Raw genomic sequence first — 14,130 nt, forward strand, 5'->3', positions numbered from 1 at the left:
CATCGGTGTACCCGGCTGGAGGGCCTCCCCACCCTCTGTCACCGCACCGATACGGAGATGTCGCCCGAGACGCGCCCCTCGTGCCGCGCCCTCTCGTACATCGCCCCCTTACCTCCCGTCCGCTCGCGCCGCGCCCCCTTGCGCCTCGCTGTCTCCGACCGTCCTGTGCCCGCCGCTGTCCCCGTCGTTCAGGCGGCCGGGCAGTAGGCGGTGGGGCAGAAGGACGCCAGCACGATGCGCTGCCGCTCCCGCTGCTGCGGCCAGTCGTCGGCCGGACCCGCGACCAGCACCGCGTACTGCACGTTGTCCGGACCGGCGAAGGCGCGGTCGAGTATTCGGCGCGGGCCGTACTTGGCGCTGCGGTAGCCGTACTCCAGCTCCGCGTCCGCGTCATCGCCGGGGCCGAGCCGCTTGAGCTCGTACCGGTGGTAGCCGGGGTTCTTCTTGAGCCCCTTCTCCGCCCGGCGCAGCGCCTCATACGGTGTGATGTCGGGCTCGGTCAGCGCGAAGACCTGGATCAGACTGCTCGCGTCGGACGACTCGTAGAACACCCCGGTATCGCGCTTGACCCGCTGCCAGCCCCTCGGCACATCCAGCCGGAACCCCTCCGGGTCGGTGGTGCGCACATAGTCCGCCGGAGGCTCCTGTGTGCTGTCCGCGGACACCGAAGGCGGCGCCGAGGCGGTCTCCGAGAACGGCCCCGACGGCGCCTCCGAGGGCTGCTCGGCCGACGATGACCAGGACGAGGCCGAGGCCGAGGGCGAACCGCCGTCCGCCCGGGGCTTGTCATCCCCGTCGCCCGACACCAACTGCCAGGCGCCGACCCCGATCCCGCCGACCAGGACCACGGCGAGCACCGCCAACAGCACCGTGCCCAGATGCGGATTGGGTGGTCTTCGGCCCGGGGTCGGCGGCTCCGCGCCCTGCCCCACCCAGCGCTGGGTCTGCTCGTCCCATCGACGGCCCCCCTCGCCGCCCGATGTGCTCATCTCAGCCGCCCAACAGCGCGCCGACCGCCTGTCCGACGGCGACGCCGGAGGCGAGCATGCCGACGCTGGCGCTGGCGTCCTGTAACAGCACCCGGATCCTGGCGAGTCGGCCGGCCCCGGCCCGGCCGGTGCGCCGGATCTCGTCCTGGGTCTGGGCCAGTTCGTCGGTGAGCGCGCCGACCTCAGGGCTCGAGACCACCCGCCGCAGATCGTCGGTGAGCTGCCGAACGGCCTCCAGCAGCTCCTGATAGGCGGGGTCGCAGGGGACCTCGCCCTCCCGCCCGTTCACAATGCGGTTGTGGTCGCCGATGCCGATGGCGCTGCCGCGCACATTGCCGAACCGGATGTTCCCGAACGTGCTCCCGCCGCCCGCCGGGTCCGCGCCGCCACCGCTCGCATTCGCCGAGCGGTCCGCGCTGCCGCCGCCCATGCCGCTACCGTCTCCTGCGTCAGCCATCGCCATGGCCGCCTCCCCCTCCATCGCCTCTGGTGCCTCCGGCGCCTCTGGTGTTCCCGGCGCTTCCGGTGCTTCCCGTACTTCCGGTGGTGTTGCTGATGGTGTTGTGGTCGCCGAAGCCGAAGGCGCTGTTCTCCGCGGACTCGATGAAGACTCCGCCGCCGCTCACATTGATGACCTTCTGCTCGAACTCACCGGTCTCCCAGCCGGCTTCGTCCAGCGCCCTTCGCACTCCGTTGGCCACCCGGTCCTCGACGCTCTTCAGATAGCGGCTGACATCCATCTCCTGGAAGAGCGATGCGCCGGTGTCACTGCCCAGCTCCCGCACCGAGATCCACGGACCATCGGGGATGGCCGCCTCATAACCCCCCGCGTACATCCGCCAGACGAAGGCGGCCGAGCGAAAGGCGTGGATGACCGCCCGGCCCGCGGCCGTGGGCGTCCGCCCGACCGCCCAGACCACCTTGCCCGGCAGCCCGCCGCGGCGGTGGGAGTCGGAGAGCCGGTCGACCGCCCGGAAGTCCGGGCGGATCGGGCGCAGCACATGCGGGGCGAACTCCAGCATCAGCATGCCGCCCTGCGTATGCACCCGGACGAAGACGGTGGTGACGACCTCTTCCCGCCATGCGCCGACGCGGATGCGCAGAAAGTGCCGGCGGATCTCGCCGCCCTCCTCGACCGCCTCCGCCCGCTCCCGCGCGAAGTCCGCCTCGCCATACGGCACGAAGGAGCGGCTCCGTAAGCCGGTGACCTTCAGGAAGACGCATTCATCGAGCTCCAGCCCGCGCAGCCGGTCGCGGCTCTCGGTGGCGGTGCCCGCGGTATGGCCGGTGCGGCCGGTGCCCTGGATGGACGGGGTGCGCAACTTCTCGACCAGCGGCCGGATCCGCTCCAGGATCACCCGGTTGTCCAGCGGCACCGGATCGCCGCCCTCGCGCGGCCGCAGTTCGACGGCGAGGGTCCAGGTGTCATGGGCGGTGCCCGCGCCGAGGAAGGGGTGCCGATCGTGGTAGAGGATCACCGGTGAGTGCTGCTCACGGCGGATCAGGGCCCGCACCCGCTGGAAGCGCCCGCCCTCGTACCCCTCCGCGGGGTCCGCGGAGATGTCGGCGAAGGTCTCCGGCTCCAGATCGGTGGCCAGCACCCGGGCCACATGCTCACGGTGCAGGGCGACCGCAGTGGCCATCGCCGCCGGGATCACCAGCGCGAACCAGGCGGCGGTGGTGTCCGATCCGGTGGTCAGGGCCGGGGCCAAGCCCTGGAGCCCGCTCGGATCGGGCTCGTCCGTGAGCACCTGAGTCAGGGCGGAGGCCACATAGGACAGCAGGGACAGACAGCCGAGCAGCCGCAGCACCGCGGCCGCCCGCCGCCGGGTGACGGTGACCCCGTCGGCCCCGGGGTAGTCGGCGCGGAAGGGACCCATGGCGCCGCCCCTGGCCCAGGCCGCCAGCAGAAGCAGCGCACAGGACAGCAGGAACAGATAAAAGAAGCCCTGGGCCAGCAGGAAGTCCAGCACCCATAAGGACACCAGCAGCGCGGTCCAGCCTGCCTCCAGACGGCGGGCGCGCAGCGCGTGCGCGAGCACCCGCGCCGCGTCGATGCCCAGCGAGGGCGCCACGGCGCGCTCTTCGTGGACATACAGCTCGTCCACGACCGCGTCCCGGAAGTCGTCGTCCAGATACGTGCCCGCGCACAGCAGCCGGGTGGCCTCGCTGGTGGCATGGGGAGACGCATCGGCGGCACGACGAGACGGGGCCGCTGACGAAGGCACCGGTGACGAAGGGACTGCTGATGACGAGACAGCCGATAACGAGGCTGCCGGTAAAGGCTCCGCCCGCGACTGCGGCAGCTGAGCGGACTGATCGCTTGGAGAATGATCACCGTGCGTATTGGCCATGTTTCCCCCCGAGGCCGTAGCAACTGCCTCCACGGTAGGGGAAGATGACCCGCGATTACAGTGAATTACCGAAGGGTCACACTCCGGAGTGAATAACGGAGTGTGACCCTTCGGAACCAGCCGCGGTGGGCGCGTCAGATCAGTCCGAGGCCCCGCACGGCCTCGCGCTCGTCCTCGAGCTCCTTCACCGACGCGTCGATGCGGGTCCGCGAGAACTCGTTGATGTCCAGGCCCTGGACGATCTCGAACTTCCCGTCCTTCGCGGTGACCGGGAAGGAGGAGATCAGACCCTCCGGCACCCCGTACGAGCCGTCGGAGACCACACCGGCGGAGGTCCAGTCGTCGGCGGCGGTGCCGTTGACCCAGGTGTGGACGTGGTCGATGGCGGCGTTGGCGGCGGAGGCGGCCGAGGAGGCGCCGCGCGCCTCGATGATCGCGGCACCGCGCTTGGCGACGGTCGGGATGAAGGTGTCGGCCAGCCACTGCTCGTCGCTGACGACCTCGGCGGCGTTCTTGCCCGCGACCTCGGCGTGGAAGACGTCCGGGTACTGGGTGGCGGAGTGGTTGCCCCAGATCGTCAGCTTCTTGATCTCGCTGACCGGAGCGCCGGTCTTCTTCGAGAGCTGCGACAGGGCGCGGTTGTGGTCCAGCCGGGTCATCGCGGTGAAGCGCTCGGCCGGTACGTCCGGCGCGGCCGCCTGCGCGATGAGCGCGTTGGTGTTGGCCGGGTTGCCCACGACCAGGACCCTGATGTCGTCCGCGGCGTGGTCGTTGATGGCCTTGCCCTGCGGCTTGAAGATGCCGCCGTTGGCCTCCAGCAGATCGCCGCGCTCCATGCCCTTGGTGCGCGGGCGGGCGCCGACCAGCAGGGCGACGTTCGCACCGTCGAAGCCCACGTTCGGGTCGTCGGAGATATCGATGCCCTGGAGCAGCGGGAAGGCACAGTCGTCGAGCTCCATCGCGGTGCCCTCGGCGGCCTTCAGCCCCTGCGGGATCTCCAGGAGACGCAGTTTGACCGGCACGTCCGCGCCGAGGAGCTGACCGGAGGCGATGCGGAAGAGCAGCGCGTAGCCGATCTGGCCGGCCGCGCCGGTGACGGTGACGGTGACGGGAGTGCGGGTCATGGCGGTCTCCTGCGCTGTGTTGTCAGTCCAAGATCTCTTGGTGTCGAGATACCCGCGTCAGGCTATCCGACGGCACCTGGCCCAGGTTCTCTCGGGCCATTGTGTAACCGCTCACCGCGCCTTCCGGCCCGCCACGCACTTTGGCGGCCGCCTGCCAGGAGGGGGAGTGCAGGCGGCCGCCCAGTGCCGCACCCGTGGGGGGCTCGGGCAGCGCCTGCCCCGATTCCCCCGGCTCATTCCCCCCGTTTCCGAATTCCCCCGGACGGGCCCCCTTCCCCCGCGCTCACCCCCGGCCGCCGGGGGCCGCGCAGGCGCGCGTGCCGCCGGTGAGGGTGCCGCCGGTGAGGGTGGCGCACGCGGCGGCCCGCGCGGTGGGGTCCACCGCGATCATCTTGGTGTAGGCATCGCCGTCGGCGCCGACCCTGGCACGCTGCGAGCGGACCGCGCCGCCCTTCGCGCCCGGCGCCTCGACCTCGATCACATCGCCCGGTGCCGCCCGGGTGATCCGGGCCCAGGCCGCTTTGCAGGTCTTGCTGTAGCGGACCTCGACATAGGCGGTGCCGACGGTGACGTCGTCGATGGTCGTCGCGGCGGCGCCGCACCCCATGGTCTGCGGATCCTGACCGGCGCAGTCCTCCCCGGCGCATTTCACGCCCTCCGGCAGCTGACGCGCGCTGGTGGCCGGTGCGGTGGTCGGCTGCTTCCCCCGCTGCTCACCGTCGCCGACCGCGTCGATCAGAAGGACGGCTCCGGCAACCAGGAGGAGCGCGCCGACGAGGCCCCCGGCGAACAGCGCGGCACGCTTACGCCCCGACCGGGACGGCGGGGACGACCCGGGCGGCGGCTGCTCGGAGGAGTCCGGCGCCCGCCCGGCCGAGGCCGCGGGAGCCGAGAACACCGGAGCGGTCGCGACCAGCGGCTGCTCCGGATCGGGCAGTTCGACGCTCGGCCGGCCCTTCCCCAAGGGGCGGCCGTTCTTCCGGGCGCCCACCCCCCGCTCCGCCGGGTCGAACCGTTCGATGGCGGCCCGCGCCTGCGCGACGCTGATGGCCTCCATCGTGACGTCGTGCCGCATCTCGGAGCGGCTCCAGGACCGCTCCGCCAGTTCCCACAGCGTGGTGAGGTGGTGGGCATCGGCGCCCGTGGCCTCGGCCAGGGCCTCCACCGCGCCCTGCGGGGGCAGCAGCCGTCCGTTGAGGTAGCGCTCCCATGAACTCTTGCTGTAGCCGGTGCGGTCGGCCACGGCCACGACGCTGAGCCCGCTGCGCTCGACGAGCGTTCGCAGCCGGCCGGTGAACTCCCGTACCTGCGGGTCGAGTTCCTCCGGTAAGTCCCTCCAACGAGGCATTGCCTCCCCCTGTCCCCCCTCGCACGTGCCCGTCAATCCCCGGCGTCACGGCCGCCGTTGGCGTCTGCGGGCCCCGAACTCCCTACCCAAAGGGATGCCTTGCCCCAGGATGTCAGCTCCTCGGGCTGGGGCGCATCGGAGCATTTCGTGCACCGGTACGCACTTCCCCGCGCCCGGCTCGTCGTTGCGTGTCCGAGACCTCGTGCTGGAACGGTCACTTCCGCGCCACAGGGTCCCGACGTTCATTGATCCGGCACAGCCCACACACAACCCTGGTTATCAGGCGGCCCGTCCTTCTTCGGGGGAGAGGGCGGACCGCCGCCGGACCGTTGGGATCCGGCCATGACGACGGCGGCCCGTCCTCCCACGGGGGAGAGGACGGGCCGCCGTTTCACGCCGTCGGCTAGCGCACCGTGAAATGCACCACGTCGTCCAGGAACGGGATCGACACCCATGGATCCGGCTGGGCCATCAGGGACAGCAGCACGATCGCCGCGCCCAGCAGCCCGTAGGTCAGCATGTCGGTGAAGCGCGACCGCACCGCGAGCATCCCCACCTCGGGCAGCGCCCACCGCAGGAAGGCGCCCGCCAGCAGGGACAGCCCGATCAGCACCGTGCCCGCCCGGAACGCGTCCAGGGCGACGATCAGCAACCCCAGGCCCACCCCGCCCATCACCGCGAGCAGCGGCCACTGCCTGGCGGGCGCCGGAGCGGCACCGGGCGCGGCCCGGCCGCCGCCCTCCGGGCGCGCGGTGTCCCGGGTGATCAACGGGAAGCGGCGCGAGGCGCGGACCAGCCGGGCGGGCCCGGAGGGCCGCTGCTTCCCGGCCGCCGGCTCGCCCGCCTCAGCCGTCATGGCCGGCACCGGCGTCCGCGGCCGCCTTCGCGTTCCGCTCCGCGGCCTCCACCACGTTGACCAGCAGCTGGGCGCGGGTCATCGGGCCGACCCCGCCCGGGTTCGGCGAGAGCCAGCCCGCGACCTCGGCCACCCCGGGGTGCACATCGCCGGCGATCTTGCCGTGCTCGTCCCGGCTGACGCCCACATCGAGCACCGCGGCGCCCGGCTTGACGTCCTCCGGCCTGACCAGATGCCGCACCCCGGCGGCCGCCACGATGATGTCGGCCTGGCGCAGGATGCCGGGCAGGTCGCGGGTGCCGGTGTGGCAGAGGGTGACCGTCGCGTTCTCCGAGCGGCGGGTCAGCAGCAGTCCGATCGAGCGGCCGACGGTGATGCCCCGGCCGACGACCACCACATGCGCGCCGTTGATCTCCACACCGTGGTGGCGCAGCAGCTGGATGACGCCCTGGGGCGTGCACGGCAGCGGGCCACTCTCGCCCAGCACCAGCCGGCCGAGGTTCATCGGGTGCAGCCCGTCGGCGTCCTTGGCCGGGTCGATCAGCTCCAGCACCCGGTTGGCGTCGATGCCCTTGGGGAGCGGCAGCTGGACGATGTAGCCGGTGCAGGCCGGGTCCTCGTTGAGCTCCCGCACCGCCGCCTCGATCTCCTCCTGGGTGGCGGTCTCGGGCAGGTCGCGCCGGATGGAGGAGATGCCGACCTCGGCGCAGTCGCGGTGCTTGCCCGCCACGTACCACTTGCTGCCGGGGTCCTCGCCCACCAGCACCGTCCCGAGGCCGGGATGGATACCCTTGGCGTTCAGCGCCTCCACGCGGCTGACGAGGTCGGACTTGATCGCGGATGCGGTTGCCTTGCCATCGAGAATCTGGGCGGTCATGACTTCATCCTCCCGGATGCGGGGACATCGGATCCAATCAGGGGCCGGTCGGTGCTGCCGGACCGGCGAAGGCCGCACCCCGTGATCCGGTCGGGGTGCGGCCTCCTGTGCTCGTTCAGCGGTCGCTCAGTGGAAGAAGTGGCGCGTGCCCGTGAAGTACATGGTCACACCGGCCTTCTGGGCGGCCTCCACGACCTGTTCGTCACGGACCGAGCCGCCCGGCTGCACCACGGCCCTGACGCCCGCCTCGGTCAGCACCTCCAAGCCGTCCGGGAACGGGAAGAAGGCGTCGGAGGCGGCGTACGAACCGGTGGCCCGCTCGGCACCGGCCCGCTCGACGGCCAGCTTGGCCGAGTCCACGCGGTTGACCTGGCCCATGCCGACGCCGACCGTGGCGCCGCCCTTGGCGAGCAGGATCGCGTTGGACTTCACCGCACGGCAGGAGCGCCAGGCGAAGGCGAGCTCGGCGAGGCCGTCGGCGTCCAGCGCCTCGCCCGTGGCGAGCGTCCAGTTGGCCGGGTCGTCGCCCTCGGCCTGGAGCCGGTCCTTGGCCTGCACCAGCAGGCCGCCCTCGATGGGCCGCTGCTCGGTGGCGTCCGCCGGCGACTGCGCGCAGCGCAGCACACGGATGTTCTTCTTACGGGCGAGCACCTCGACCGCGCCGTCCTCGTACGCGGGGGCGACGATGACCTCGGTGAAGATCTCGGCGACCTGCTCGGCCATGGCGACCGACACCGGGCGGTTGACGGCGATCACTCCGCCGAAGGCCGACAGCGGATCGCAGGCGTGCGCCTTACGGTGCGCCTCGGCAACATCCTCCCCGACCGCGATCCCGCACGGGTTGGCGTGCTTGATGATCGCGACACAGGGCTCGGAGTGGTCGTACGCGGCCCGGCGGGCGGCCTCGGTGTCGGTGTAGTTGTTGAACGACATCTCCTTGCCGTGCAGCTGCTCGGCCTCCGCGAGCCCCTTACCGCTGCCGTCGGAGTAGAGCGCGGCCGGCTGGTGCGGGTTCTCGCCGTAGCGCAGCACGTTGTTGCGGGTGACGGTGGCGCCCAGGAAGTCCGGGAAGGAGGAGTCGTCCGCCGCCGCGTAGTCGGCCGCGAACCAGTTGGCCACCGCCACGTCGTAGGCGGCGGTGTGCTGGAACGCCTCGGCCGCCAGCCGCTTGCGCCGCTCCAGGTCGAAACCGCCCTCGGCGGTGGCCTTGAGGATGTCGCCGTACCGCTCGGGGTTGACGACCACGGCCACGGACGGGTGATTCTTGGCGGCGGCACGGACCATGGAGGGGCCGCCGATGTCGATCTGCTCGACGCACTCGTCCGGCGCGGCGCCCGAGGCGACCGTCTCGCGGAACGGATAGAGGTTGACCACGACCAGCTCGAAGGGGGCCACGCCCAGCTCCTGGAGCTGCTCACGGTGGGAGTCGAGCCGCTGGTCGGCCAGGATGCCCGCGTGGACGCGCGGGTGCAGCGTCTTGACCCGGCCGTCGAGACACTCGGGGAAGCCGGTCAGCTCCTCGACCTTGGTGACGGGGACCCCGGCGGCGGCGATCTTCGCGGCCGTCGAGCCGGTCGAGACGAGCTGGACACCCACCGCGTGCAGCCCTCGGGCCAGCTCCTCGAGACCCGTCTTGTCGTAGACGCTGACCAGCGCGCGGCGGATGGGCCGCTTGGTACCTTCGGCGGTCACGGGATCCTTACCTTTCGTCCCTCTATGCGGTAGCCGTGCCGGGCCAGACGCCCCACGACCTCGACGAGCAGCGAACGCTCGACTTCCTTGATCCGCTCATGGAGAGCGGACTCGTCGTCCTCGTCCCGGACCTCGACCACGCCCTGGGCGATGATCGGGCCGGTGTCGACCCCGTTGTCGACGAAGTGGACAGTGCATCCGGTCACCTTCACACCGTGCGCGAGCGCGTCGCGTACGCCGTGGGTACCGGGAAAGCTGGGGAGCAGCGCGGGATGGGTGTTGACGCAGCGGCCGCCGAACCTGGCGAGGAACTCCCGGCCCAGGATCTTCATGAACCCGGCCGAGACGACCAGATCCGGCTCGTGGGCGGCGGTGGCCTCCGCCAGCGCCGCGTCCCACTCGGCGCGGTCGGCGTAGTCCTTGACCCTGCATACGAACGTGGGGATCCCGGCGCGCTCGGCGCGCGTCAGGCCCTCGATACCGTCTCGGTCGGCGCCGACGGCCACCACCTCGGCGCCGTAGCGGGCCACGCCCTCGGCGTCGATGGCGTCGAGCAGCGCCTGGAGATTCGTACCGGAGCCGGAGACGAGGACGGCGAGGCGGACCGGGCGCCCGGGGCGCGCAGGGCTGACGGGGGAAGGCGGGGAGGCCACGGCGGGGCTCTTTCTCGCGGGCGGTGCTGCCGTTTGTGTGGTCGTACAAGGTCGCGGACTCATCAATTCCAGGGAACTCTACGAAGCCGCCGACCGTCAGCAACGATACCGGCACACGAAGCGGCCCCCAGGGGACGGGGGCGGGCACGGGAGGTAGCGTCTGGACTGGGAAACCAACTGACGACACTGACGCCATGGGAAGGACCGCCGCGCCCGCGCCTTGATCCGTACGGCACCGGCCGTACGCGGGCCGTACGGCACCGGCCGCACCCGCCCTCGGTGTGCAGGACGACGACACAAGGGGAAGACACACTCCACATGCCGGACCGACGCCGCCGCGCGGCTCATCGCCTCATTCCGACTCCCGCCTCGACCGGGGGGCGGCGATGAGGTACGCCCGCATGTCGCGTACGACGCCGCTGCTCCGGGAGCAGCAGTCGTCGTCCTCCTCGTCATCGTCCGCCCCCGGCGGGCAGAACGGGGACCAGCGGCACGAGGACAATCCGTTCGCCCCGCCGCCCGAGGGCAGACCGGACCAGCCGTGGCGGCCCCGGCCGGACGGCACCGACGGGAACGGCGGCGAGGGCCGTCCGGAGGCCCAGGGCGGCCATCAGGACGGGCAGGACGGGCAGCACGACCAGGACGGGCGGCAGCCGCAGCAGCCTCCGGCCTGGGGCAGCCAGTGGAGCAGCCGGCAGCCCGGCCGCCAGAGCGGCGGCTTCGGCCTCGGCCCCGGTTCCAACCGCCCCTCCGGCCCCGGCGGACCCGGCGGACCGCGCTGGGACCCCAATGACCCGGCCCAGCGGCGCGCCCGGTACGCGCTGCTCGCGGGCATGTGGGCGTTCTTCTTCGCGCTCTTCAGCCTGCCGCAGATCGCGCTGCTGCTCGGGGCGCTGGCCCTGTACTGGGGCATCAGCTCGCTGCGGGCCAAGCCGCGCCGTACGGCCCCGCCACCGGCCGCGGCCGCGCCCCTGAACGCACCGCCCCCGCCCCCGGGCGCCACCCCGGCGGCGCTGCCCGCGCCCGGCAGTGGCTCCGCGAAGCCGCAGGCCACGGCGGCGATCAGCGGTCTGGTGACGGGCGTGCTCGCGCTCGCCATCGTCGCGGCCACGTTCAGCTTCCAGGTCGTCTACAGCGACTACTACACCTGTGTGGACGACGCCCTCACCCAGAGCTCGCGCCATGACTGCGAGACCTTGCTCCCCGAGCAGCTCCGCCCGCTGCTGAGCACGCAGGACTGACGGCTCGCGACGAGTTCACGGCGCGCTGGCGACCGCCTTACGGTTCGCCTCACGGCTCGCGGCAGCCTTACGGTTCGCGGCGGGCGTCGTCCGGCGGGGGCGAGGGCTCCGTGCGGAGGGTGCTCGGGGCCGACTGGGACTCGGCAGGCGGCTGTGGAAGCGGTTCGGGGGCGCGCTTGCGGTTCAGTGTCCAGCGGCGTGGGCGGGCCCCGGCGCCCGGGGTGCCCGCGGGGGTCGCGAGTCCGGCCATCGTGCCCACGCCCGCCGTCTCCCGTCCCGTCTCCGTACCGGCGCCGGGGCCCCGCTTCCGGTTCCGCCTGCGGTCCCTGCCCGACGCCCCGGGGCGCAGCCACTGCCACCACGGCTCGGCCATCGCCTCGCGCACCTCGGTGGACTCCATGGGCAGGACCGCGGGCCGCATCGCCGCCCGCGTCTCCGCCTTGGCCGCGGCCCGCGCCGCACGGGCCTCCTTCACCTCCGTACGGGCCTGTGCGCGGGCGGTCCGGCGCGCCGCCCGTGCCGCCTTCCACTCCGGCCAGGAGGCCCTGGTGGGGACGCACAGCCGGTACCAGCGCAGCACCATCGCCCCGGGCACCCCGATCACTCCCGTCCAGGCCAGCGTGATCAGGCCCGTACGCCACCAGCTCGGGCCCAGGTCGGCGAGGATGCCGATGCCCAGCGGCCCGCCCGAGACCCCGGCCAGCAGCGCCATCGCGGCCGCGCAGCCGACGGCCGCCAGGGTGGCGAGCACCAGCGTCTCGCCCCAGCCCCAGGGGGGCCTGGGCTCGGCCTTGCCGGGCCGCCGCACCGCCGCGATTCCGATGAAGAAGGCCACCGACGCCCCGGCCGCGATCCCGGTGAGCCAGACCAGCGGCCCACCGGAGCCGTCGGTGGGCAGCGCGGCCACCAGCGGGAAGTGCGGCAGCTGGGGGTAGGAGGTGATGCCGAGCGGTGCGACCACACTGCCGCCGCCGACCGTGAACCCCGCGCCGACCCCGTACGCGGCGCCCCAGACGATGGCGTTCGGCAGCAGTGCCAGGCTCACCAGCAGCACCGCGAACCGCCCCGACCACACATCGCTGAGGTTGAGGAAGGTCATCTGCACGGCGCCCGCGTGGCTCAGCGTCGACGTCGCCGTAAGGAGCGCACCGCTGCCGAGCAGAACGACGAGACCGCTGGTCCCGGCCCGTAGCGCGGCGGTCAGCCGACGGCGCCGGAACCAGCCGCGCGCGGCCAGGGACGCGGCCGTGCGCGCCGTCCAGCCGGCGCCGGGGAGCCGCCGCAGTCCGGCGGTCGCCCGTTCGGGCAGGCGGAGCGGGAACCGCCCGTCGGCCGTCCACACTCCGACGGCCGCGATGGCCCCGGCGACGACCGGCAGATGCAGCAGCGCGCTGAGCGGATCGACGTGCAGCGGCCCGGTCGAGGCGTACAGCACGGCCGCCATGCCGACCAGCAGATAGCCGCCGGTCACCCAGGCGAAGGCGGTGCGCGGATCGACGACGGACTCCTCGGGCACCCACTGCCCCTCGCCCTCTTCGGGCTCGGCCTGGTAGACGGCGTGCTGGGCGGCGCGGTAGAGCAGCCAGCACGGCACCACGCTGAGCACCAGCGGGGTCAGCCCGACGGGCGCGGTGTGGCCGGAGAGCGTCTCGGTGCGCACGAGGTCGGCGCCATGGCCGAGCAGCCACAGGTCGGCGGCGACGTGCAGGGCTCCGTCCGGGCTGCTGTCGGGGGACGAGGAAGTGATCCACAGCAGCAGTACGACCACGGCGAGCGTGCCGAGGCCGAGCCCCGCGGCGACCACCCCGCCGAGGAACGCCTCCCTGATGGCGGAGGAGCGCCGGGGCGCGGAACGGCCGCGTGAGGACACCGACGGGCTGCGATCGGTCGTTTGCGTCACATGGCCATGCTGCCAATAACAGCCGTTTCATCCTTACATCAAGGGTTTGGTCGCCGTGTCGCGGCTAGTCCGCTTATGCGTCTTTTATCGATCTGTGGGATGAATGGGTGGCTTGCCGTGTTCCACCCCTGGGTATCGTCGCCCGGGAACGCCGCGGGCCCGCACCACGTGGTGGTGCGGGCCCGCGGCGTGGAACCGTGGCGGCCTCAGCCGGCCAGCGCGGCGCGCGCCAGGCGCGCGGTCTCGGACGGGGTCTTGCCGACCTTCACGCCCGCGGCCTCGAGGGCCTCCTTCTTCGCCTGGGCGGTGCCGGAGGAGCCGGAGACGATGGCGCCCGCGTGGCCCATCGTCTTGCCCTCGGGCGCGGTGAAGCCCGCCACATAGCCGACGACCGGCTTGGTGACGTTGGCCTTGATGAAGTCCGCGGCCCGCTCCTCGGCGTCGCCGCCGATCTCGCCGATCATCACGATCAGGTCGGTGTCGGGGTCGGCCTCGAAGGCGGCCAGGGCGTCGATGTGGGTGGTGCCGATGATCGGGTCACCGCCGATACCCACACAGGACGAGAAGCCGATGTCCCGCAGCTCGTACATCATCTGGTAGGTCAGCGTGCCGGACTTCGACACCAGACCGATCCGGCCGGGCTTGGTGATGTCGGCCGGGATGATGCCCGCGTTCGACTGACCCGGCGTGATCAGACCCGGGCAGTTCGGGCCGATGATGCGCGTCTTGTTGCCCTTCTTGCCCGCGTAGGCCCAGAAGTTGGCGGTGTCGTGGACCGCGATGCCCTCGGTGATCACGACAGCGAGCGGAATCTCGGCGTCGATCGCCTCGATGACCGCGTCCTTGGTGAACTTCTCCGGGACGAAGATGACCGTGACATCGGCGCCGGTGGCGTCGATGGCCTCCTTGACGGAGCCGAAGACCGGGATCTCGGAGCCGTCGAAGTCCACGGTGGTGCCGGCCTTGCGCGGGTTCACGCCACCGACGATGTTGGTGCCCGAGGCAAGCATCCGACGGGTGTGCTTCTGCCCCTCGGACCCGGTCATCCCCTGGACGATGACCTTGCTTTCCTTGGTGAGGAAGATAGCCATGGTTT

Annotated in this window: 12 protein-coding genes; 1 reads left to right on the forward strand and 11 read right to left on the reverse strand. The window is 72.2% G+C overall.

The window, feature by feature from the left end; genetic code table 11:
• Positions 1 to 188: 188 nt before the first annotated feature.
• The 9 genes from NQU54_RS09575 to purN form a co-directional block, all read right to left on the reverse strand.
• Positions 189 to 989: a serine/threonine kinase C-terminal domain-containing protein gene (locus tag NQU54_RS09575; RefSeq protein WP_257630685.1), complete on the reverse strand. Its 801-nt coding sequence runs from the start codon at positions 987 to 989 to the stop codon at positions 189 to 191.
• 1 nt (position 990) lies between these two features.
• Positions 991 to 1,446: a hypothetical protein gene (locus NQU54_RS09580; protein WP_372505835.1), complete on the reverse strand. Its 456-nt coding sequence runs from the start codon at positions 1,444 to 1,446 to the stop codon at positions 991 to 993.
• Positions 1,439 to 3,217 carry an AbeC-like domain-containing protein gene (locus NQU54_RS09585; RefSeq protein ID WP_257630687.1) on the reverse strand — a complete coding sequence of 593 codons (1,779 nt, stop codon included), beginning with the start codon at positions 3,215 to 3,217 and terminating at the stop codon, positions 1,439 to 1,441. The genes NQU54_RS09580 and NQU54_RS09585 overlap by 8 nt, the downstream gene beginning before the upstream one ends.
• A gap of 260 nt (positions 3,218 to 3,477) precedes the next feature.
• Positions 3,478 to 4,467, reverse strand: coding sequence for a malate dehydrogenase (locus NQU54_RS09590; RefSeq protein ID WP_079257984.1), 990 nt, complete (start codon positions 4,465 to 4,467; stop codon positions 3,478 to 3,480).
• Positions 4,468 to 4,750: 283 nt separating this feature from the next.
• Positions 4,751 to 5,815, reverse strand: coding sequence for an XRE family transcriptional regulator (locus NQU54_RS09595; RefSeq protein WP_257630688.1), 1,065 nt, complete (start codon positions 5,813 to 5,815; stop codon positions 4,751 to 4,753).
• A 403-nt stretch (positions 5,816 to 6,218) separates the two neighbouring features.
• Positions 6,219 to 6,671, reverse strand: coding sequence for a DUF3017 domain-containing protein (locus NQU54_RS09600; RefSeq protein WP_232564562.1), 453 nt, complete (start codon positions 6,669 to 6,671; stop codon positions 6,219 to 6,221).
• On the reverse strand, positions 6,661 to 7,548 hold the full coding sequence (locus NQU54_RS09605; protein ID WP_093706741.1) for a bifunctional methylenetetrahydrofolate dehydrogenase/methenyltetrahydrofolate cyclohydrolase: 888 nt from the start codon (positions 7,546 to 7,548) through the stop codon (positions 6,661 to 6,663). The genes NQU54_RS09600 and NQU54_RS09605 overlap by 11 nt, the downstream gene beginning before the upstream one ends.
• A 126-nt stretch (positions 7,549 to 7,674) precedes the next feature.
• Positions 7,675 to 9,240, reverse strand: a complete 1,566-nt coding sequence (gene purH, locus NQU54_RS09610; protein ID WP_257630689.1) for a bifunctional phosphoribosylaminoimidazolecarboxamide formyltransferase/IMP cyclohydrolase — start codon at positions 9,238 to 9,240, stop codon at positions 7,675 to 7,677.
• Positions 9,237 to 9,893, reverse strand: a complete 657-nt coding sequence (purN, locus tag NQU54_RS09615; protein ID WP_069870434.1) for a phosphoribosylglycinamide formyltransferase — start codon at positions 9,891 to 9,893, stop codon at positions 9,237 to 9,239. The genes purH and purN overlap by 4 nt, the downstream gene beginning before the upstream one ends.
• A 401-nt stretch (positions 9,894 to 10,294) precedes the next feature.
• Here purN and NQU54_RS09620 point away from each other — a divergent pair, with 401 nt between their 5' ends.
• The gene (locus tag NQU54_RS09620; RefSeq protein WP_257630690.1) at positions 10,295 to 11,134 is read left to right on the forward strand and encodes a hypothetical protein; all 840 of its coding nucleotides are present in this window, start codon (positions 10,295 to 10,297) and stop codon (positions 11,132 to 11,134) included.
• Positions 11,135 to 11,201: 67 nt separating this feature from the next.
• Here NQU54_RS09620 and NQU54_RS09625 read toward each other — a convergent pair whose 3' ends face one another.
• Together NQU54_RS09625 and sucD are read right to left on the reverse strand one after the other, a co-directional pair.
• Positions 11,202 to 13,034, reverse strand: coding sequence for a cell division protein PerM (locus NQU54_RS09625; RefSeq protein WP_308408474.1), 1,833 nt, complete (start codon positions 13,032 to 13,034; stop codon positions 11,202 to 11,204).
• Between the two features lie 206 nt (positions 13,035 to 13,240).
• Complete coding sequence (gene sucD / locus NQU54_RS09630; protein WP_069870440.1) at positions 13,241 to 14,125, reverse strand: succinate--CoA ligase subunit alpha; 885 nt, start codon at positions 14,123 to 14,125, stop codon at positions 13,241 to 13,243.
• Positions 14,126 to 14,130: the final 5 nt, after the last annotated feature.

Source organism: Streptomyces malaysiensis subsp. samsunensis (assembly GCF_024519315.1).
GTDB classification, from domain to species: Bacteria; Actinomycetota; Actinomycetes; order Streptomycetales; family Streptomycetaceae; genus Streptomyces; species Streptomyces malaysiensis.